General features: G+C 45.2%; 18 protein-coding genes. 12 read left to right on the top strand and 6 right to left on the bottom strand.

The genetic code is table 11. From position 1 onward, the window contains the following. The coding region (locus KE626_RS21015) for a carboxylesterase family protein (protein WP_211974899.1) at positions 1-750 on the bottom strand (750 nt) is incomplete at its 3' end. A 518-nt stretch (positions 751-1,268) separates the two neighbouring features. Next, positions 1,269-2,453 carry a glycosyltransferase family 2 protein gene (locus tag KE626_RS21010; RefSeq protein ID WP_211974898.1) on the bottom strand — a complete coding sequence of 395 codons (1,185 nt, stop codon included), beginning with the start codon at positions 2,451-2,453 and terminating at the stop codon, positions 1,269-1,271. 425 nt (positions 2,454-2,878) lie between these two features. Between KE626_RS21010 and KE626_RS21005 the strand changes: the two genes are divergently transcribed. From KE626_RS21005 to KE626_RS20975, 7 genes are read left to right on the top strand one after another with little or no spacing between them, the layout of a single operon-like run. Then, positions 2,879-3,271, top strand: coding sequence for a response regulator (locus KE626_RS21005; RefSeq protein WP_211974897.1), 393 nt, complete (start codon positions 2,879-2,881; stop codon positions 3,269-3,271). Between the two features lie 43 nt (positions 3,272-3,314). Then, positions 3,315-4,460, top strand: coding sequence for a sugar transferase (locus KE626_RS21000; protein ID WP_211974896.1), 1,146 nt, complete (start codon positions 3,315-3,317; stop codon positions 4,458-4,460). Then, the gene (locus KE626_RS20995; protein WP_211974895.1) at positions 4,460-5,668 is read left to right on the top strand and encodes a glycosyltransferase family 2 protein; all 1,209 of its coding nucleotides are present in this window, start codon (positions 4,460-4,462) and stop codon (positions 5,666-5,668) included. Before KE626_RS21000 ends, KE626_RS20995 begins: the two co-directional genes overlap by 1 nt. Beyond that, positions 5,652-6,575: a glycosyltransferase family 2 protein gene (locus KE626_RS20990; RefSeq protein ID WP_211974894.1), complete on the top strand. Its 924-nt coding sequence runs from the start codon at positions 5,652-5,654 to the stop codon at positions 6,573-6,575. Before KE626_RS20995 ends, KE626_RS20990 begins: the two co-directional genes overlap by 17 nt. Then, positions 6,563-8,464, top strand: a complete 1,902-nt coding sequence (gene asnB / locus KE626_RS20985) for an asparagine synthase (glutamine-hydrolyzing) (protein WP_211974893.1) — start codon at positions 6,563-6,565, stop codon at positions 8,462-8,464. The genes KE626_RS20990 and asnB overlap by 13 nt, the downstream gene beginning before the upstream one ends. Position 8,465: 1 nt before the next feature. Further along, positions 8,466-9,593: a glycosyltransferase family 4 protein gene (locus tag KE626_RS20980; RefSeq protein ID WP_211974892.1), complete on the top strand. Its 1,128-nt coding sequence runs from the start codon at positions 8,466-8,468 to the stop codon at positions 9,591-9,593. Between the two features lie 21 nt (positions 9,594-9,614). Next, complete coding sequence (locus KE626_RS20975) at positions 9,615-10,385, top strand: class I SAM-dependent methyltransferase (protein WP_211974891.1); 771 nt, start codon at positions 9,615-9,617, stop codon at positions 10,383-10,385. Positions 10,386-10,441: 56 nt separating this feature from the next. Here KE626_RS20975 and KE626_RS20970 read toward each other — a convergent pair whose 3' ends face one another. After that, a complete protein-coding gene (locus KE626_RS20970) occupies positions 10,442-11,284 on the bottom strand; it encodes a beta-1,6-N-acetylglucosaminyltransferase (protein ID WP_211974890.1) in 843 nt (280 codons plus the stop codon). A gap of 10 nt (positions 11,285-11,294) precedes the next feature. After that, positions 11,295-12,635, bottom strand: a complete 1,341-nt coding sequence (locus tag KE626_RS20965) for a lipopolysaccharide biosynthesis protein (RefSeq protein WP_211974889.1) — start codon at positions 12,633-12,635, stop codon at positions 11,295-11,297. Positions 12,636-13,111: 476 nt separating this feature from the next. Between KE626_RS20965 and KE626_RS20960 the strand changes: the two genes are divergently transcribed. Then, a complete protein-coding gene (locus KE626_RS20960; protein ID WP_211974888.1) occupies positions 13,112-17,203 on the top strand; it encodes a PKD domain-containing protein in 4,092 nt (1,363 codons plus the stop codon). On the opposite strand, the gene KE626_RS20955 is transcribed toward KE626_RS20960, so the two are convergent. Together KE626_RS20955 and KE626_RS35090 are read right to left on the bottom strand one after the other, a co-directional pair. After that, the gene (locus tag KE626_RS20955; RefSeq protein WP_211974887.1) at positions 17,200-17,814 is read right to left on the bottom strand and encodes an acyltransferase; all 615 of its coding nucleotides are present in this window, start codon (positions 17,812-17,814) and stop codon (positions 17,200-17,202) included. The genes KE626_RS20960 and KE626_RS20955 overlap by 4 nt on opposite strands. A gap of 2 nt (positions 17,815-17,816) precedes the next feature. Then, a complete protein-coding gene (locus KE626_RS35090) occupies positions 17,817-19,019 on the bottom strand; it encodes a glycosyltransferase (protein WP_211974886.1) in 1,203 nt (400 codons plus the stop codon). Positions 19,020-19,194: 175 nt separating this feature from the next. On the opposite strand from KE626_RS35090, the gene KE626_RS20945 reads away from it, so the two are divergent. The 4 genes from KE626_RS20945 (at position 19,195) to KE626_RS20930 (ending at position 22,838) form a co-directional block, all read left to right on the top strand. Continuing rightward, the gene (locus KE626_RS20945) at positions 19,195-20,715 is read left to right on the top strand and encodes a bifunctional GNAT family N-acetyltransferase/carbon-nitrogen hydrolase family protein (RefSeq protein WP_211974885.1); all 1,521 of its coding nucleotides are present in this window, start codon (positions 19,195-19,197) and stop codon (positions 20,713-20,715) included. A gap of 139 nt (positions 20,716-20,854) precedes the next feature. Further along, positions 20,855-21,652 carry an FkbM family methyltransferase gene (locus tag KE626_RS20940; protein WP_211974884.1) on the top strand — a complete coding sequence of 266 codons (798 nt, stop codon included), beginning with the start codon at positions 20,855-20,857 and terminating at the stop codon, positions 21,650-21,652. A gap of 341 nt (positions 21,653-21,993) precedes the next feature. Further along, entirely contained in the window at positions 21,994-22,293 is a 300-nt protein-coding gene (locus KE626_RS20935) for a thiamine-binding protein (RefSeq protein WP_211974883.1), read from the top strand. 44 nt (positions 22,294-22,337) lie between these two features. Next, positions 22,338-22,838, top strand: a complete 501-nt coding sequence (locus KE626_RS20930; RefSeq protein WP_211974882.1) for a PH domain-containing protein — start codon at positions 22,338-22,340, stop codon at positions 22,836-22,838. Positions 22,839-22,962 lie beyond the last annotated feature (124 nt).

The following is a 22,962-nucleotide window of genomic DNA, read 5'->3' as shown; positions in this document are numbered from 1 at the left end:
GGGGCAAAAAGTAGTGGTACCATATAGCGGGTATGGATTTAACCGGTTTGCCCTGAGCATGAACGGCGCAAAATCCGTTTCATTCCAGGCGTCATTCCAGGTATTGTGGGCATCGTTTGGATAAACGGTCAGCTTGAAATTACCGCCGGCGGCATTTATCTGGGCCACTACCTGGTTGGTGGTATACGGAGCAGGGCTGCCATCAAGGCCACCCTGGAACAACCACATAGGAGTAAATTTATAGGTATCGATGTGATTGGCGTAATCATTTATCATGGCGCTCATAGGGAGGGCTGCTGCTGTTAATTGCGGATAGCGCAGCATAAATTCCCAGGTACCCCAGCCACCACCGGACAAACCATTCAGGCATAAGCGATCGGGGTCTCCCTTGCAGCTGGTTACGATAGAGTCTATTACTTCTTTCAGATTATCATAATCATTGGGACCCCAGTAGCCACCCTGGCTCTGAGGATACAAAAGGTAACCATCAAATGTTCCGGCGTCAACACGGTTCATCCAGGTTTGGCCACCCCAAAGCAACTGGTATTCGTTGTCATAAATAGTTCCTTTTTCACCTACTCCGTGAAAGAACAGGTAGATAGGATACTTTTTGCCATCGTTTGTTCCCGGAACATAGGTTTTAGGGAATTTAAGACGGAAGGCCATGTTCTTATAAATGTAGCATTTATAAGAGGTGGTAGTATAGTTCATCCTCACTGTTCGCACCCACTTTGTGATTTTTTCGTACACAGGTGCAGCGGGCGGTTTGCTGGAATTGTAGGTGACAACTGGATCACTGGGGTTTAGTGCGGTCTGCGCATAAACTTGGGGGGCGCATAAAAAGCATAGCACTAAAAGGAGCAGGTGGTGTAAAGTTCGATTCATGGAAGTATGTATGTTATGTTACGTGACCCCCCGGCCACTTTAGGCAGCCGTAGGAAAATAGAAAATAACAAGTCACATCCGGAAACCCGAAAATACTTGCAGTTCAGAGGAGATGGTAAAAATTAAATCCAGCTATGGATGCCAATCCAGTAGCGGTAGGGGCTTTGTCGAAGGATAAGGTAGATGGATATTACAATCAAAACGATTCACAATTGTTGGTGCGCTCAGAGTCCTTTGCTATTGATAACTTATGATTCGGTGGCTAAAGTTAGAACAGATACTAATTTATAAAACAGTATTTATATGTTCAATTTTATTTTGCAAACGGTCATTTTTGGTTGGTAAACGCGAATGTTTTACTGGTGAAATGCAATTGACCTCCTTTATTGCATAGCTACACTGCGCTGTGCACGTTCCCATACGGCAGATTGCCTTTTCCGGAGGAACCTGATACACCCGATGTAAACCGCCACATTCATGAAAACAAAATAAAAAGGGATATAGAAATATTTTGCTTTTATTCCCCGCATCGTCAATACGTAACCCGTCAGGGCTGCCAGGTAAAAGCATCCCTGCGCAATGCCGGTGATAATATAGATATCGCCTGCCTTTAAAAGAATTAGAATGACATTGCTCACCAGTGCCAGTAACAGGCCAAGGGGCGCGAGCGTCCAGCGCAGCACCCGGTGGGAAATATACTGCCATGTAATTTTGGGATACCGGAAGGGATTGAGCAAGGCCAGCAGCCTGCCCATCGACTGAAAGCCACCTGCACTGATCCTTACCTTCCTTTTATACTCCTCTTTCAGCGAAGCAGAAGCGGTTTCCATGGCATAGGCCGCCGGTTCGTACATGACCGTATAACCCTTCATGTTTATTTTAAAGGAAAGCATAAAATCATCGAGGATCGTATCCTCGGATAAATGTTCATACAGGGACGTACGAATAGCGATAAGCTCGCCCGCAGCGCCCATTACACTATATAATTCCGCGTCCCATTTTTTCAGCAGGGATTCGTATTTCCAATACATGCCTTCTCCCTGCGCTTCCGCAGCGCCGGTGGTGGGCATCACCTTTTTCTCACCGGCTACCATTCCTACGCGGTCATCCCGGAAACGTTGCATCAGTAGCGTAACCGCCGCCGCATTCAGCAGGGTATTTGCATCTGATAACACTACGAAAGGTGTTTTTACCTGCGCCATGGCCCGGTTTACCGCAGCCATTTTCCCTTTGCGTTCCGCACTGTATAATACCTGTACACCAGGATACCGGGAAATGATCGCATTAGTGTTATCGGAAGAGCCATCTGTTACAAAAATGATCTGTAATTTGTCCTTTGGGTAAGATATAGCAAGACTGTTAGCTACTTTTTCGGCAATAAAATCTTCTTCATTATAGGCAGCTACCAGGAAAGTTACAGCAGGTTCGAAAGGGATTTCTGTTTCGGTGCTATTGCGCTGCAGTATGCGTTTTACGCGGATAACGATATATAATAACATACCATATCCTACATAACTGTAGCATACCAGGAATAAACTTATCCAGAAAATCACAGACCATATTGACATAGCGGGAAAAAATTTTATGGGGACCTTTGTTTTCGCCACAAAAGTATTATAATTTGTATCATACCCAATTGAATTTTTATATTAGGATTTTGCTTTACATCGTTTTATGAGATAGCCTCCAACCGTTTACAGTGAAATTTCTAACACTTACCCCCAAAATTGAGTCGTTTACCAAATAAATAATCGGCGAAATCAGGAAAATAATATTTTTGTTTCCATGTTGATCGAATGACAAGTTCGAGAATACAAAAAAGGATAAATAGAAAAACCATTTTTCCTCTCTCATATCCCCTGAAAGAAACCGCAAGGGTTAACTACCTAATAATTCTTGACCAGATCCCATTTAAAGCCTTCGGGTTTTTGCATATATGTTTTATGCACTCAGCCTAGATAACAGTTTTAATAATTGTTTAGAAAAGAAGGTAATGAAAAAGAAAATTTTAATAATAGACGACAGCATGCCTATGCGTTATTTGCTGGAGGCGGTTTTGGGAAAGGAGTATTCAGTGGTTTCCGCACCAGACGGTCTGGTAGCAATGACATGGTTGCTGAAAGGCAATAAGCCGGATCTTATTATCACAGATCTGCAGATGCCTAACATTGATGGCTGGGAACTGCTGGATTATTTATCGGGCAGTTATTTATACCAGGAGATCCCGGTAATTGTGCTGTCCGGATTTTTTGCAGAGAAAATTAATGATTTATCAACCAGGTATAATAGTGTAAGACAGGTGGTACAGAAGCCCTTCGACCCCATGCAGCTGATGAGTAAAGTGGGCTTCATATTAAATGAACAACTAACCATCTCTGCTGTATAGCAATATGGTACGATTAAGCCAATACACTACTAATAAGCGACATATGAACACCTCTACACCTAATTTACTGCAGGTACACAGCGTCAGGGAATCAGACAACCATGTTGCCCTGGCCGATACCGCGGATGCTGAGAGTATTGTACTTTTTGTTGGTCACCCCCATAAAGAAATGTTAGCCGAAAATGATCAGTTCAGGTGTGTTGTGACGGAGAATGTGGAAGACGCAAAAAAAGTGATGTACCAGTTGCAACATGTTTTTAAGAGAATGCCTGCGGTGATTATTTACCGGTTTGAGAGCGGATACGAATCTGCATTGTCTGAGTGGGAGTCTTTTTTTTCGACCAGGCAGTTCCTCAGCTCCATTCCCTTTTTTATTTATGCCGACAAAGGTTTCGATGAACTGAAACCGCTGGTAAAAAAGTACGGCTTTATTGATGATGTGATCACACGCGATGTGTGGCATATGCTGGGTAATAAAGTAGCCATTGTCAGCAAGTTTAAACGTATGCGGGCTATCCCTGCCTACCGGAAACGCGGCATTACCAAGAGACTGTATACCCGCCGGTTCTACAGTAATTTCATGAAACGCTCGCTTGATGTGATGCTGGCAGGTACCGGCTTGTTGTTGCTAAGCCCGCTTCTGGTGCTGATTGCCACATTGATCAGGCTGGAATCGAAGGGGCCGATTTTCTATGCGGCAAAACGGGCCGGCCGCAACTACCGCGTATTCAAGTTTTATAAATTCAGGACGATGATCCCGGATGCCGACAAGCAACTGGATAAGATCAAGCACCTTAATCAATATGAAGGCAGTAATGCCGGACCTGTATTCATCAAAGTATCCAATGATCCGCGGGTAACAAAACTGGGCAGCTTTTTACGTAATTCAAGTCTCGACGAATTACCCCAGCTGCTGAATGTACTGAAAGGCGATATGTCGCTGGTAGGTAACCGTCCTTTGCCTTTGTATGAAGCCACCACGCTGACTACCGACGACTGGGTGGAAAGATTCCTCGCCCCTGCAGGCATCACCGGCCTCTGGCAGGTAAGCAAAAGAGGTAAGAAGGATATGTCAGTAAAGGAAAGGATAGATCTGGATATTAACTATGCGCATAAGCGCTCGTTCAGGTACGATATGTGGCTGATGGTAAATACGCCGCGCGCACTTGTGCAAAAAGATAATGTATAATGATAGCAATTTTAGAATTAATACTGTTTGTTTACCTGGCCGGATGTGTATTGTACAATCTTTTGTTAGCCATTGCCGGACGCCTGAGCCGGAAGAAAGAGATATCATACAGGAATACGGAGCGCTTTGCAAAGATTGCCGTACTCATTCCAGCCTACAAGGAAGATAGTATCATCCTGTCTACCGTAGCCAGCTACAACCGGTTGCGCTACCCTGTAGACCGGTTTGAAGTAGTGGTAATTGCAGATTCGCTGCAGCCAAGAACCCTGATGGAGCTGGCTGCTACCGGCGCCAATGTGCTGCCGGTTAAATTTGATAAAAGCACAAAGGCTAAGTCTTTGAATGCGGCATTTGAACATCTTGGCGATGACTATGACCTGGCATTGATTTGTGATGCGGATAATGTGCTGGAAGAAGATTTTTTATTAAAAATAAATCATGCCTACCAGGAAGGAAACTACGCGATACAGGGGCAAAGAGTAGCCAAAAATCTGAATACTCCCTTTGCGATCCTGGACGCCGCCAACGAAATTATCGCCAACCACCTTTACAGAAAGGGCGCCAATGCTTTGGGATTGTCCTCGTCTGTAATTGGTTCCGGTATGGCTTTTCATTATCCGCTCATCAGGCAGATCCTGGCTGAAATCCAGGCTACCGGAGGTTTTGATAAGGTACTGCAGCTGCTGGTAATAGAAAAAGGACACACGATCCTTTACCTGGAAGATGCTTACGTTTTTGATGAAAAAATTACACACGCGGCCGTATTCGAAAACCAGCGCAAACGCTGGATGTCAAGCCAGCTCGTGTATTTACGCACCTTCTGGAAGAAAGGATGGGCCGAACTGTTCAAAGGCGACCTTAACTATTTCAACCTGGCGGTGTGCCAGAATGCATTGCTGCCACGTATGTTGCTGCTGGCGGCCCTAACCTTTGGTACGGTGCTTTGCTTTTTGCTGCAGTCGTTTATATTAGTACCTGTGTACTACTGGCTGGTACTGTTTGCACTGAATATCATCAGTCTTTTATTGCCAATTCCGGGGAAATTCTTTACCAGGTACCTTTTTACTGCAATGCTTACACTGCCAAGGGCCATCGGTATTATGATACTATTGCTGTTTCGCTTGAAGGGCGCAGATAAAACATTTATTCATACCACACATACCCAAACCGGTATCGACAATCCGCTACTAGATGCAGCCAGAAAGTAATACATATTATCCACTGGTATCTATTATAACCGTTAATTATAACAACGCTGCTATAACAGCGGAGTTAATGGCCTCTCTCAACAGGATCAGCTACCCCAACCTGGAGGTAATCGTCGTCGATAATGCCTCCGTGGAAAGTCCGGTAGCAGCCATCATCAAAGAATACCCGGCTGCAAAAGTGATTACCAGCGACAAAAATCTGGGCTTTGCCGGTGGCAACAACCTGGGCATCAGGGCTGCCAGCGGAGCGTATTTTTTCCTGGTGAATAATGATACCGAGTTTACCGAAGGGCTGATAGAAGGATTGCTGGAAATATTCAGCAAGCACCCGGATGCCGGCGTGGTAAGTCCGAAGTTTCATTACTTTTTTCATAAGGGAACGATCGAATATGCGGGCTACAAACCAGTAGACACCCTCACCGGCAGAAACAGCATGATCGGATGCAGGGAAGCCGATAACGGTCAGTATGATGCAGTGACGGAAACACATTACGCCCATGGCGGCGCTATGATGGTGTCCGCAGCGGCAGTACAGAAAGTAGGGCTGATGCCGGAAGTATATTTTCTTTATTATGAAGAATTCGACTGGTGCGAACAGTTTAAGCGGCACGGGTATAAAATTTACTACCAGTATAAATCGCTTATTTATCACAAAGAATCTATGACAACGGGAAAGAACAGCCCGCTGAAAACATATTACATTACACGAAACAGGATTTTGTTTATGCGCAGAAATGTAAAACTTCCTGCCAGAACAATATTTGTTTTGTATTTTATTTTCCTGACGATACCGAAGAATACAGCTCAGTTTTTATTAAAGCGGGAATCCGTTCACATGAAAGCCTTCTGGAATGGCATTTTTTGGAATCTTAAACACCCTAAACCAGATAATATATGTGTGGCATAGCAGGGTTTATTGATTTTACCCAAAAATCAGACGCGGATACACTGCGGAAAATGACGGACGTAATGGCTCATCGCGGGCCTAACGACGCCGGCTACGAAGTTTATGAAGCTCCCCGCGCATCTGTTGGTCTGGGACAACGCCGTTTGTCTATTCTGGATCTTTCCAGTTCAGGACATCAACCCATGCATTTTAATCAATTCTCCATTGTATTCAATGGCGAAATATATAATTTCAAAGAGATCCGCAAGGAACTGGAAAAATTGGATTACACCTTTCATTCCGGCGCCGATACGGAAGTACTGATAAAGGGATATGCCCAATGGGGTGAAAAAATCCTCGACAAATGTATTGGTATGTTCGCCTTCGTTATCTACGACCGTAATAGCAACGAAGTAACACTTTTCCGTGACCGCGCAGGCGTAAAGCCACTCTACTACTACTGGCATAATCAAACCTTACTCTTTGCATCGGAGCTGAAAGGACTCTGTGAGCATCCATCTTTCAAAAAAGAAATTGATGAGAAAAGCTTATCGCTGTTCCTGCAGTTTAGTTATATCCCGGCCCCTTATACTATTTACAAAAACACCCATAAACTAAAGCCAGGGCATGTTTTAAAAGTAACCCTGGAAGATGCCGGGGTAAAGGAACACCAATACTGGAATGTACTGGACGCCTACCGTCAGCCCCTTACGGGTTTAACACAATCGGATGTGATCCGTCGCACCGAAGAACTGATGCATAGCGCCTATAGTTATCGCATGGTATCCGATGTGCCGGTGGGCGTGTTTTTGAGCGGCGGGTATGATAGCGCCAGCGTTGCCGCTCTGCTGCAATCCAATACCTCCAACCGTATAAAAACGTTTACGATCGGGTATAAAGAGCCGCAATGGGACGAATCCAAAGAGGCGAAAAAAATTGCCATGCACCTGGGCACCGACCATCACGAATGGATTGTAGGACCCAAGGAGGCCAAAGAAGTGCTGGAACATTTGCCGGAGATATATGATGAACCTTTTGCCGACAACTCCACCGTGCCCACTACACTGGTGAGTAAATTTGCAGCAAAGGAAGTTAAAGTAGTGCTTTCAGCAGACGGTGGCGACGAACTGTTTGCCGGCTATAATAAGTTTAATCAATCGCTTCGTTATACAGGAAGCTTTCCCCGCCCGTTGCAACGCACGATCAGCGCAGCCATGTCGGTGGTATCGCCGGAAGCGATCCCTTATTTTAATAAGCAATACAATTTTGCTTCGCGGTATGAAAAAATGAAACTGATCTGGGCCAGCGGAAAACCGCAGCAGGCGCTCAAATATATCAGTCAATACCTGACGGAAAACGAAGTGAATTACTATACCAACATGCCTACCGACGGCTACCGGACCAACTTTGATATGAACGGGGAGCTGGATAGCATGAACGATCCGTTGAACCGTTTACTGGCGGTAGACTATAAAACTTTCCTGGTAGACAATAACCTGGTAAAGGTAGACAGAGCCACCATGTCGGTAAGTATCGAAGGCCGCGAACCCATGCTGGATCACCGCCTGGTGGAATTCCTGGCACAAGTGCCGGCATCGCTGAAAGTAAAGGATGGTATCAACAAATATATCCTCAAAACAATTGTACACAAATATATTCCAAAGCCGCTGATGGAACGTCCAAAACGCCCGTTCATTGCGCCTTTGCAGGTGTGGTTTAAAGATGAATTAAAAGAACAGATGCAGTATTACCTGTCTGGCGAACGCCTGGCAAAATCTGGCCTTTTTAACGTGGAGCATGTAGAACAACTGTTAAACACCTACTTATCCGGTGGTAAAGTAAGCCACCAGAAGCTGTGGAATATATTGGTATTCCAGCTGTGGTACAGCCGCTGGATAGAAAAATTATAGCATGGACAATTTAAAAGGTAAAACACGGGTACTCGAAACCATCCGCCAGGGTAAAATCGGCGGCGGAGAGAGTCATGTGCTGGACCTGGTAGCCTCATTGGATAAAACAGCTTTTGAGCCAATCGTGCTTTCCTTTACAGACGGACCGATGATCACTGCATTGGAAAAATTGGGCGTTCCGGCGTATGTGATTGCCAGTGAAAAGGCATTCGATATCAGCGTTTGGAAAAAGGTAAGAAAGTTTATAGAAGAACAACGTATTGATATTGTACATGTACACGGTACCAGGGCCAATACAAACGTATTGTGGGCGGCCCGTAACCTGGGCTTGCCGGTAGTATATACCATTCACGGATGGTCATTTCATGATGGATTACATCCGCTGACCCGCCGTTTGCGCGTAGCCGCGGAAAAATTTATCACCCGTAAAACCCAGGTAAATATTTGTGTGTCGGAGTCCAACCGACAAACCGGGATCAAAGCTTTTAACGGGTTTTCTGGTGTGGTGGTCAGGAATGGGGTGAACCTGCAAAAGTTTAACCCGGATGCGGCGTATCCTGATGTGCGCGGGGCTTATGGTATTCCGGCTGATAAGCTGCTGCTGTGTTACATTGCCCGGATGACTTATCAGAAAGACCCGGTAAGTATGATACATGCTTTTGCTGCAGCGCTTAAAAGTAGACCGGAACTGCATTTGCTGATGATAGGAGACGGAGAACTGAAAGAAGCTGCGGTACAGGCGGCCAAAGAACTGCAGGTAGAAAACCACGTTACATTTGATGGCTTCCGGCAGGATGTGCCGGCAGTATTGAATGCAGCCGATATATACTGTTTGCCTTCTTTATGGGAAGGTTTTCCGATAGGCGTGCTGGAAGCAATGGCAATGGGAAAGGCCGTTATCGCCAGTGACGTGGACGGTACCCGCGAAGCGGTAAAAGACGGGGAAAATGGCCTGCTGGTACCAGCGGAAAACAGCACTGCATTAGCCATGGCAATTGTGAAACTCGCTACCGATGGCGCATTGCGTCAGTCATTGCAGCAAAATGCCAAGGCGGCAATTGTGGAACACTTTAATGTGACCGGGATGACGGAGAAAATTTCTGCTGTTTACCGACAGCTTTGCAAATAATAACATTTTATCAATTTCAATATGACAAAGACCGCAATCACCTACGAATATAATCGCATTACCGATATCAAGCGCCTGAATTTTATTACAGACAGTTTGAAGAAAAATATACCCGACGGAGGCCGTGTATTGGATGTTGGATGCGGGAATGGTGTTATCAGCCGGCACCTTGGCCAGTTTGGCTATCAGGTGTTGGGAATTGATATCAGTGAAAAAACAATTGCTGTTGCCAATCAGCGCAACACCTATCCGAATGTGAAATTTGCAGCAATCAGTGCTGAACAGCTGACGGCGCAGGGTGAAACATATGATGCAGTGATATGCAGCGAGGTGCTGGAACACCTTGATCAGCCGCAACTGCTGCTGCATACTATCTACGAATCATTGAAAGATGATGGATTGCTGGTAGTAACCGTACCCAATGGTAATGGCCCCAGGGAACTGTGCGTGACAAGACCTATGCTGAAAGCAAGAAATAACCCGGCGTTATGGACGTCCATCAATAAGGTGAAGAGTGCGCTGGGCTTTAAAGGCACCACCGCACAGTCGCAGGCCGATAACCTCGATCACGTACAATTCTTTACCAGGAATGATCTGCGGCACCTGGCACAAGCCAGCAACTTTAAGATCATACAGTTTGCAAAAACCAATTTTGTGGAGGATGTATTTCCTTTTTCCTTACTCACGAAGAAAGTAAAGTTTCTTCAAACCCTTGATTGCCAGGTAGCAGAGCTGCTGCCGTATAGTTTTACCGGGGGCTTTAATACCTTATGGAGAAAGAATATTAACTGATGTTACAATGTCCCGATAGAAAGAAAGGTTGATCTGTAATGGATCAACCTTTTTTATTAGTACCCCGCTGCCGCATCTATTTTATCCAGCAGGTCGGGTGCTTTCTCGAGGTCAAATTTCCGGCCCAGCAGCTGCCCTGATGCAAGAATTTTGTCAAGATCATTCATGCCAAAGGTTTTCGGATGCGCTTTCCCTTCTGACCAGTCGATATAGCGCCGGTAATTATTCCGAACACTGTCTTTAAAAGGACTGTTCATAATAACGGTCTGGAAAATAAATTCATCTCCTCCCCAGGTATATTTATAAAATCGTTCCAGTTCAGGATGTGACCTGATGTAGGATAAACATGCTGCCGCACATTCCTGTGTGAGGCTCCACCAGAGAGAACCGCCATATACTTCCAGCCCAAGCGGATGACGCCTTTTGGGGAGTATTTTATTTATTAGTGCTGTGAGACGGTATTTACCCGGTAGTTGCAGATCTTCAAAATGGTAGGATGTTATTTTTGTAATGACCCGCTGCAATTCTTCCGCGGATAATATATCCAGGAACTGCTGGCCATTGTTGGCATTAAAAAAGCCGTATAGTTGCTCTACGTGCACCAGCGGATAATCCTGCGCACTGATAAGATGTAAAAAACTATATTGGTAGCCTGATTCCACAATGGCGGCTATGCCATTGAGCGCAGCCTGGATAGTGCCATACCCTGCCCAGGTAACATTTACCCGTTTTTCAATAAAATATACCCGCGGTATGTTCATGGCCGCCTGCCACTCATTGATATCCGATTTGGCATCCAGGTGAATATAAAAATCTATGGCAGGATGCTGCAGTCTGTTTAACAGGCGGCATAACTGCTGCGGATTTTTATGACTCAGTATAATAAAAGCTTGTTTCATGTACGTGGAATTATTTGTACTGCAAACGGAATATTTTTATTTTCGACAACAATGCCCTGCACTCCTGCCAGCCATATTTCCAGATATTGGAAATACCTATGCCCGAAAGATATCGTTGCAGAAAATAATAGCCGAAAACTACCGCAAACAGCAGGTTGAGGGAAGAAGCGATGGCAACGGCACGTATGTCTGCAAACATCAGCACCAGCACAATGTCCAGTATAATATTTAAAATCAACTTAAGTAGATTTTTGTAGAAATTAACCAGTGGCTTGTTAATCATATCAAGCGTAACCCCGATAAACCTGTCAATAGGATAGAGGATGGCTGACAACAGGAATATCCGGACAATATCCGTGGCCGGCAGGTAGGTTTTGGAAGCCAGTATCAGTATCAGCGGCTTGGTAAACAACAGCAATCCTGCAACAAACGGAAGAATCATGATGGTGACAGTACCGGTGTATTTGCAGAAAGCACGGGACACTCCCGGCCAGTCGTTGTTGTTAGCAGCGCTGGAAATAGTAGGCTGGGAAGTGGCCACAAAACTTCTCAGGATAATCTCAATCACTTCCATGAATTTTTGCGGAATGCTATACACCGCCACAGCAGCAGGACTCAGCATTGTTCTCAGCACCAGGTTATCAGAATAATTAAGGAGAGAAGAAGACACCATACTGCCCACAATTAACTTCCCGTAATGATACAGGCTCTTTACATGTTCCCTGGTTCTGGCAGCCATGGTTCCCAATGCTGTCCATTTAAAAAACAAACAGTATATACTGGTGGCCAGCAGCGATAAAGAGTAAGCATACAAAACATTGTGCAGCGTCACCTGTTTCAGGAAAAATAAAATGCTCAGCAACACCAGGAAAGAGCCGTTTTGCAGGATACGTATCTGCACAATTTTGTCAAACCGGTGCGCAGCCTGTAATACCCAGGTGGCAAAGTTAAACGGAAGAGAAAGTAAGGTCATGATGCCCAGCCAGCCAAGAAAAAAATGCCAGGTGTCGCTGAACCAGCGGTAACCCGCCGCATATACAATAAAGGAAGCTGCTATGAAGAGGAGCGTTACTAAAAGCGAAATATACCAGGCGGCCCCGGTGACCTGCCTGCTCACAGTTTCATCAACCCCTGCACTGAATTTAATGATACCCGATTGTAACATAGCTGTGCGTATCTGATCAAGGATGTTATAGGTAGCAAGGAACAGTACCCATTCCCCGAATGCATTCAAAGACAACATCCTTACCAGTAGGGCAAAAGAAAGCACGTTGAAGAAAGCCATGATCACATTCCCCAGAAGAGAATGAAAATGCCTGTTACGTAAAATCGACAAAAACTTGAAAGCCATGAAACAATAATTACACGCGTACTATTATTATAAAATCATGGTCTTTAATAGGATGAGGTTAATGATGCCGGGGCCAGTAGTGTGTACCGAATAAGCAAAGGTAGTTTTTTTTACTGAAAATTAATAAGCAATTAATTGTTATAAATTGAAAATAAACAAATAAGTATAAATATAAAATAGTTATACTTTATTTATTGTGCGCATATATGTTAAATTTTTTAATTATGTGATGAGAAAAAAAGCTTTCTTTGCAATATTAAAGAAGACTTCTATTGGAGAATTTTTAAGGAGAAACTATGAGAATAGAATTTTAAAACATTGCAAGCCATATATTTATGATCAACCTTCAGCTATTGCAAGGGCAATCCTTTTACCGCTATATGTATAGGCTAAGCGCTATTTTGATTTTATTGTTTTTTGGATCCCCCGGGAGTTTTGCGCAGGTACAAACTGCCAGATCTTTTAGTGATCCAACGATGCCGAATATAAAAGGGTTCTATGAATATCTTCCCGCCGGGTATACTCCAGGCAGCGGGAAAAAATATCCGCTCATCATTTTCTTCCATGGAGTAGGTGAACTGGCCAGCAATGGTGCGCCACTTTCCGCAGTATTAAATAATGGGGTTCCGAAAGTAATAGCACAGGGAAAATTTCCTGTTAGCTTCACCGTAAATAACCAGACCTATTCTTTCATCGTTATTTCTCCGCAATTCAATACCTGGCCCGGTTCTGCCGATGCCATCAAATTTAAGAACTACCTGCTTTCAAAGTATGATGTTGACGTTAACCGGATCTACATAACCGGGTTAAGTATGGGGGGCGGCGAAACCTGGGGAGCCCTCAGCGAAAATAAAACAGAGGCAAAGGCATTTGCTGCTTCAGCGGTAGTATGCGGTTATTATCCTCCCACCACCGCGCTGGCAGCCAACATCGCATCTAACAATACTCCCATCTGGGCGTTTCATAATAAAGTAGATCCCAACGTACCTACAGACTATTCCATTAACTGGGTAAAATATATTGACGCCACCATACCCGCACCCAATCCGTTGGCAAAGATCACCGTTTTTGATGCCACCGGCCACGATGCCTGGACCAAAGCCTATGACCCTGCCTATAAGGAGAACAACATGAATATGTACGAGTGGATGCTGCAATATTCCAAAAATGGAACAGTACCACCTGTAGACTCACCCGTAACACCACCTCCTGTTACCGGGGGAAAACGTATTGTAGTGCCCATGACCAACACGGCCAACGGGCGCGCGGAAATGTATTATCCGAATGCCATGACTACTTTGGGTGTTAAGCCCGGAGATACCTTGTGCATCCCTGCAGGGGAGTACGAGTACCTGCACCTGGGGAACCTCACCGGTACTGCAGCAAAACCGATTGTAATCACCAACTGTGGAGGACAGGTAAAACTGGGGGTTAAAAACCAGGGCACCGCAGCCGTGTTTAACGCGCCTACCTGCCGGTTTGTGGAAATCAGCGGGAGCGGCGACAAAAACTATGAATACGGTTTTGACCTCAATGGCACCAACATCACCGGTTTACAGATCTTTGGTCTTACACTTGGTGTAGGAAGTTCTGACTTCGATGTACATAATATATTCATTCATGACGGGGGCATCATGTTACAGGCTAAAACCCTGCAATCCTGCGCACAGCCACAGTACCTGGAAGGGAGCTTTGTAATGAAGAATGTGAAAATACATCACATCAAATGCCTGAATTCCTTATGGGAAGGCTTCTATATCGGGAACACACATTATTTCTGGACAGAAGGCACCTGCACCGACATGCGCTCACACTGGATAGAAAATATCCAGGTATACGACAACTATCTCGAAAATATTGGTAGCGACGCTATGCAGATCTCCATGGCAAAGAATGGAGACAACCGCGTGTACAGCAACAAGATCATTAATTACGGAATGTCCCAGAACTCTGCACAGGGTTATGGCATCCTGGTTGGCTCCGGCTCCAGTCTCAAAGTATATAACAACTATATTTCAAAGGGGTACATGCCGGGAGTTACCATCTTTGGTTCTGGTGTAAGCCAGATCTATAACAACCTGATCTCTGATATTTACTATGAAGGCATCAATGTATCAGATAAAATTCCAGCCAATACCACACCGGATCTCTTTCCACCTCCGGCAGCTGTTATTTATAACAATACCATTGTAAACACCGACAATGGGTCGAATGGTATCAAAATTTTTGCTTACCAAACTCCCATTGGCCACCAGGTTTATAATAACCTGATGGTGGAAAAAGGAACTGCTTACGACTATCCTTCAAAGGGAATGTATATAAAGGGTGATCAGCCTATTAAGTTGCTGTTTAGCAACAACCTGTGTTATCCGAGCCAACTCGCCGCGGGCTTTACAGACAGTACCAGTAAAAATTATCACCTGCTGCCCACGTCACCTGCAGTAAATACCGGCAGGGATATGAGTGATTTTAGTTTGAATACAGACTACGACAGCACTCCACGTCCGCAACAATTAAAGTATGATGTGGGTGCATTCGAAATGAAGGACGGTACCACTTCACCGCCATTGGCAAATGCAGGATCTGATGTAACCATCACTTTACCGGTCGACAATACTTCACTGGACGGATCTGCTTCTGCCGGAACCGGTGGCAGCACCATCCAGAGCTATGCATGGAAGAAAATAAGCGGCCCTGCAGCCGGTACTATTGCAAGCGCTATCACTGCGAAAACCAATGTAACCGGTCTCGCTGCCGGAACTTACATATTCGAACTTACCGTTACCGATAATAAAGGCCTCACAGGTGCTGCCCGTGTAACCGTAACCGTGAAACCGGCTGCGAATAAATTACCGGTGGCCAACGCCGGGAACAGCATCCAGGTGCAGTTGCCTGCAAACACGGCATCGTTGGATGGAAGCGGATCTACAGATGCCGACGGACAAATTACCACCTGGCTATGGCAGAAAACCGCAGGTCCGGCCGGTGGAGATCTTACTGCTGCTGCTGCCGCTAAAACAAATGTCAACAACTTGCAGGAAGGTACTTATACTTTCCAGCTCACGGTAACCGATAACGATGGCGGGAGTAATAGCGCTACGGTAAACGTAGTGGTGTTGCCGGCTATAGTGCCCAACAAGCCACCGGTAGCCAACGCCGGAAATAATATCCAGGTGCAGCTGCCTGCAAATACAGCGGCGCTGGATGGGAGCGGATCTACAGATGCCGACGGACAAATTACTACCTGGCTATGGCAGAAAACCGCAGGTCCGGCGGGTGGGGATCTTACTGCTGCCGCTGCCGCTAAAACAAATGTCAACAACCTGCAGGAAGGTACCTATACTTTCCAGCTCACGGTAACCGATAACGATGGCGGGAGTAATAGCGCTACGGTAAACGTAGTGGTGTTGCCGGCTATAGTGCCTAACAAGCCACCGGTAGCCAACGCGGGAAATAATATCCAGGTGCAGCTGCCTGCAAATACCGCGTCGCTGGATGGGAGCGGATCTACCGATGCCGACGGACAAATTACCACCTGGCTATGGCAGAAAACCGCAGGTCCGGCCGGTGGAGATCTTACTGCTGCAAGCGCAGCTAAAACAAATGCCAATAACCTGCAGGAAGGTACCTATACTTTCCAGCTCACGGTAACAGATAATGATGGAGGAAGCAGCAGTGCTAGTGTGAACGTAGTAGTGCTGCCTGCGGTGGTGCCCAATCAGCCACCGGTAGCCAATGCGGGAGTTAATATCCAGGTGCAGTTGCCGGTTAACACGGCCATGCTCGATGGAAGCGGGTCCACTGATCCCGACGGACAGATTACTGCCTGGCAGTGGAAGAAGACAGCAGGTCCTGCAGGAGGAAGTATTGCCACTGCCGGTCAGGCCAGAACGACCATTAACGACCTGGTAGCAGGTACATATACTTACCAGCTCACGGTAACAGATGATAAACAGGCAACAGCTACTGCTACGGTAAATGTAACCGTGTTACCGGCGGTAGTGGTAAATAAGCCACCAGTAGCGGTAACCACCGGCGATAGAACTATACAATTACCGGTTGATGCCATCTTTGCAGATGGTAGTCCTTCCTACGACAGCGATGGCAGCATTGTGGCATATGCCTGGTCACAGTTGACCGGACCTTCAGAAGCAGAAATTGTAAATACTGACAGGGCCCAAACATTGATCAAAGGCATGAAGGCGGGTGATTATCAGTTCCAGCTCACCGTAACGGACGATAAGCAGGCAACGTCCACCGCTGTCTTTAATGTGAGAGTAATTGCATCCGGACCGGATATCCACATGGAGGATTCAGCGCGCCTGTTCCCCAATCCTGCTGCGCACCGTATATGGCTGCACGTAGCCAGAACGGGTAACAGTCCTTTGACGGTCACCATCATTGATATGAATGGAAGGATGTATCAGCGTGTGAGGTACACCACACCCGACTCGTTCCAGACAGAAATCAATATCGACAACCTTCCCAATGGTCATTATACTATGGAGATAAAAGGAGAGGACAAGCATTTCCGTTGGAGCGGACATTTTATAAAACTGGCTGATTAGATCTTTTCCCAGGTACCGGTCGATGGCCGGTACTGGCGGATAGGGCGGGCCGGGTTGCCTGCTACTACCGTGTAGGGGGGAACGTTTTTGGTAACTACGCTGCCGCCGGCTACTACGGAGTGCCGGCCTATGGTAACGCCGGCGGTGATTACGCTGTTGGCGCCGATCCAGCAATCATCTTCCACTACAATTTCGCCTACAGAACAGGGCTGCAGGGATATCGGGACATCGGGATCAGTGTAGCCGTGGTTAAGTCCTGATAATACTATGTTTTGCGCCAGTATAACGTTATTCCCTATACGAACGGGACCAATTAATACATTGCCTATTCCTATCCTGGTATGATCGCCTATAATCACTGCGCCCATACCATTATTAACAGTAGCAAAATCTTCAATGGTGGAATAACGGCCAAGGGTAAACGTATTAAACGGAAGTACATCCATCCTGGTTCTTCTCCTGATCAGTGAACCCTTTCCTTTTTTATGTTTGAATGGATTAATAAACAGCTGTACCCATTTCCGGGGACGTGCCTGGTTTTTAGGCATCAGCAGGTACAATGCCAGCTGCTTCAATCCGGGATGTTGCTTTATTTTATCTGTAATACTCATAACTAATTGCCGGGAGTGGTTAAGATGGCCTGGTAAATAGCTGCTACGGAATTTTCCCAGGTATGGGTGCCCGCAAATTGGATACGCCTGGCCGTCAACGAATCGGTATTTTCTGACAACGCTTTTTCTATCAACGGAATATAATCGTCCGGTGTAGCAGCCAGGTATACATAATCCCTGAACAACTCCATGGTTTTGGTGGCCGTAGCTACCACCGGTTTACCCATCGCCAGGTATTCATCAATCTTTAACGGATAGTTACCTACGGTTACCACATTTAATATCTGGGGATTGATGCATACATCAAAAGACTGCACATATGCCGGAAGCTCCGGCACCTCCTTTTTACCGGTGAAGTAAACATTCGGTAAACGGTGCAGTTCAGACTGAAGGAAATCTTCGTCTTCAGGCCCCACCAACACCAGCTTCCATTCCGGCCGCTCCCTGGCTATTTTCAACAGGGTAGAAATATCAAGCCGCAGCGATTTCAGCGCGCCCACATATCCTATTACCGGTCCGCTCCCTGTTGGTACATCCGGGGGAACCGGGTGTTTTACGGTGGCGTCGAAAAGACGCAGGTCGCAACCCTGACCAACATAAAAGCTGGAAGGGTTGTATTGCCGAAGCATGTCTGCCAGGTACAATGAATTAGCCACCGCCACATCTGCTTTGGCGATGTGCCGTGGTTCAAGCAGTTGTCCGTGTTTATGCCAGTAAGGTACGCCTAGCAAATAGTCCCTGCTGTAATACACATAATGTTCGGGTTGCAGGAACTCTTTCAGGTAGTAACCCCTGAAAATGTCATTATCATTAAAGAGAATGATATCTTTAAAATCCATCTCAGCTACCGCTTCTTTGATACTGTCGGCGAACTTCCGGTTATTTCGTTTGTTAAACCAGGAGAAAAGCGGCGTAAAGGGCAGCCAGTTAACAGATTCCAGCACCACGGAAGGATAGAAGTTCCATAAGTTTTCGCTTATCTGTATTATAGGAGGTACTTTTTTATCCCTGGTATTGAGGTGATACTGCACATGAGGATCGTTTTTCCCATTTAATATGGTACGCCGGTCTAACGGAGCATTTATATATAACACCCTGTTATGCCGGGCAAATTCCTGCGCAATATTTTTACAGTTGCTGCCAATAGCGGTATACCATTGCTGAAGCCCTATAATGACTATATCTCTGTTTTGAATTAAAGGCACAGTAGTAAGGTCTAAAAAGTGTATCGGTTTGAATAATAATATAAGGTAAGGTTTACCTGGGGTATGGTTAAATTATTGCAGTCGGTAAATTAAAGCACAAAGTAAATAAAATTTTCAATATTATTGAATAAGTCATTCAGGAACCGGTGTTTACTTAAAAAAAGAAAATCGCATTATGTCGGAAACAATTGAAATCAGGACGTTAACCGTGGAAGATTACCTGGATCTGAAAGAATCTATGGTATCTGCCTATGCAGATATGGCCGGTAGTTATTGGAGGGAGCCAACCATTCAAAGACTGATCAAGCTTTTTCCCGAGGGGCAGATAGCCGTTACGGTGAATGATAAAGTGGTGGGCTGCGCGCTGGCGATTATTGTAGACTACGATAAATTTGGCGATAGTCATACCTATGAGCAGATTACGGGCTATTATACTTTTAATACCCATAACCCTAAAGGTGATACGCTTTATGGTATTGAGGTGTTTGTACATCCGGACTACAGGGGTAAAAGACTGGCCCGCCGCTTATATGACGCGCGGAAAAGTCTTTGTGAGCAGTTGAACCTGGAAGGGATTGTGGCAGGTGGCCGTATTCCCAATTATGAGAAGTATGCCGACAAACTATCGCCGAGGGAATACATAGAGAAGGTGCAGGACAGGGAGATTTATGATCCTACATTGACCTTCCAGTTTTCCAATGATTTTACGGTAAAGAAAATACTAAAGAACTACCTGCCGAACGATGAGGCATCGATGGGCTTCGCTACCTTGTTGCAGTGGTTCAATATTTATTATGAGAAAGACCTGGACACTATCCGCTATAATAAATCCACTGTCCGCATCGGGTTAGTGCAATGGCAGATGCGGGATTATGGCAACCTGGATGGGTTCCTTCAGCAGGTGGAGTATTTTATTGATGCGGTGAGCGATTACGGATCAGATTTCGTGGTATTCCCTGAACTATTCAACTCCCCGCTGATGCAGGAATTTAACCAGATGGACCCCGCGGGCGCTATCAGAGGAGTGGCAAAATACACCGACCGGCTGCGGGAAATTTTCCAGCAACATGCGGTGGCCTACAACGTAAATATTATCTCGGGGAGTATGCCCATTGTGATCGGCGAGGGATTATACAATATCTCTTATCTCTGCAGGCGTGATGGTACCTACGAACAGTATATCAAAATGCATCCCACCCCCGGAGAAGTATCCGCCTGGGGTATTAAAGGCGGCAGTGAGATAAAAGTGTTTGACACGGATTGTGGTAAAATAGGTATTCAGATCTGTTATGACGTAGAGTTTCCGGAACCATCCCGTATCCTGGCGGAGCAGGGAATGCAGATCCTGTTCGTGCCTTTCATGACGGATACACAACATGCCTATAACCGGGTTCGCTTTTGTGCGCAGGCAAGGGCAGTTGAAAATGAATGTTACGTGGCCATTGCAGGATGCATTGGAAACCTGCCCAAGGTCAACAATATGGATTTACAATACGCACAATCCTCGGTGTTCACCCCTTCCGATTTTGCCTTTCCGGTTACTGGCATAAAGGCGGAATCCACTCCGAATACAGAAATGGTAGTGATTGCGGACGTAGACCTGGTGCTGCTGAAAGAGCTGCATGCCTTTGGAAGTGTGCAAACAAAAAAAGATATGCGTAAAGATCTTTATGAAGTAAAGTGGAAGAAAAAATGATTGTCAGGGAGTTACTAAAAATGAATTTGTAGCGCAACTTTTCGAGGCTTAAAAAAAACATAAAATACGGGAAGCTTAAGTCCATAGGGGATTGCAGCTTCCCTATTTTATTTGTAAATTTAGTCAAACTCCCTTAGTTATGAAAGATCAAGCCTATTATCCGTCCTGGAGAAATCTTTCTAAATACAAAAAGTACCTTGCTTACTTTGGCGAATATATCCGCTACAACGATTGGAAATCTCTTCAGGCTTCTCTTAAACTTGTATTGTTAAATAAGCCAACTCTGCAAAGCTGGAATGCTACCTCTGCGATGGGGCATTTCAGGATCCGGGAAGGCACTACCGACTTTCAGTTCATTAACTATGCTTATGAAATAGAGATCCGTAAATATCTGAAGCAACAGCTGAACCTTGGCAAGCTGGACGGCTTTATTGATATTGGCGCCTGCATCGGGGAGTATGATATCTGGCTGGCGGGCATGGGGGTACCCTGTGTAGCCTTTGAGCCGGTGAATTTTAAAGCCGTGGAAGATAATATAAGGTTGAACAATGTGGCTGATAAAGTAAAGCTCTTTCCCTGTGGTTTAGGCAGCAAGCAGGAGAAGGTTAACTTTAATGTGATGACCACCGTTACCGGATCCAGTTACATTGACCGAGATAATCCGAATGAGGGCAATATCGCGATCGAACGACTGGATGATCTGATACCTCAACTTGGATTTGCACCAGGTAGTCAGCTGGTGGTAAAACTGGATGTGGAGGGAATGGAAACAGAAGTGCTGGAAGGAGCCAGGCAATTTATTCAACAAACCCCCAACCTTCGTATTATTTTTGAGCGTTATGAAGGGGACAATACTGTAAACGATAAATTGAGTTCGTTAGCCAATTTTGCCTTTGAAAGAATTGATGAGTTCAACTACCTGGCCACTAAAAAATAATTACCGTCCGCCATCTTTTTAAGAAGACAACACCGTTATCCTAAGGTGTTGTCTTCGTATTTTTACCCCAAAATGGCTGGGTTTAAATGCGAAATATTTTTTATACGTAAGTAAAATCAGGCTGTTGCATTTTTCGGTATTTTTAGTTTTTATAAAGATATTAAATGCTTGATTTATAGTATTGTATGTGTTAACTGTTAAAGCATCACTGTAATATAAAACCACATTTTAAATCAGGAGTGCGCGTTTTATTCTTAAATTAACGACGTTTTATTTAAACTAACGCAGTAGATAAATTTTGTATTTTATTAATAATCAATAATTTGTAAACAGGTATAAAAATGAGTAAAAAGATCAATTTAGCCCTGCAAATCCTTCCTTCTGTACCGTCTGAGCAGGTTTATGCGGTAGTGGATGAAGCCATCGCTGTTATCCAGGCATCAGGGGTAAAATACAGGGTATGTCCGTTTGAAACGGTGATGGAAGGAACGTATGAGGAGCTGATGGAAGTCGTGCAAAAAGCGCAGGAAGTCTGTTTTAAAGCCGGCGCTTCCCAGTTACTGGTGTATATAAAAATGCAGATAAGAAAAGACGAGGATGTAACCATGGAAGAAAAAACAGGGAAATATGATAGCATATAGCTAAAGTTTTTTATCTTACCGGCCGAATAAAAGGAGAGGAATATATGCGTTACGATGCCCCACTGGATGCTAACTCAAAGATTATCACTAACCTGGTCATCATCCTTGCACTGGTTTTTTTCTGCCGACAGATAACTGATATCTCTCATGATGCCGTAAGCACCACTATGCTTTTATTCATCCTGGTGCCGGTAATTGTGGTCGCCTGGTGTCTGAGCCCCCGGTATTATGCTATCACTGCCACGGCTATACTTATTAAGCGGCCGCTGTTTAGCATATCCATCGAAATGACGAATGTGGTAAGACTGAGAAGTATCACAGAAGAGGATCTGGGCAGCAGCTCCCGGCTGTTGAATATAGGAGGGGTATTTGGTTACCTGGGCACCTATCGTTCTAGCGAAATTGGCAAGTATCAGCGCTGGTGTACCAGCCGTGAAAACCTGGTGCTGATAGAATCTGATAAGCAGAAATGGTTAATCAGTCCTTCCGAAGCGGATGACTTTGTAAAGAATGTAAATAAGATTATCAACGTAGCGGCTATTTGATAAAGCAGAAAGCGGAAAGCAGAAAGCAAAAAGCTATCGAGACGAATAATCAATGTGGGAGTTTCAGATCCACATTGATTATTCGTCTCGATAGCTTTTTGCTTTCTGCTTTCCGCTTTCTGCT

It is taken from the genome of Chitinophaga hostae, from assembly GCF_018224885.1.
In the GTDB taxonomy this organism is placed as follows: domain Bacteria; phylum Bacteroidota; class Bacteroidia; order Chitinophagales; family Chitinophagaceae; genus Chitinophaga; species Chitinophaga hostae.
This window is presented reverse-complemented; position numbering and strand designations above follow the sequence as displayed.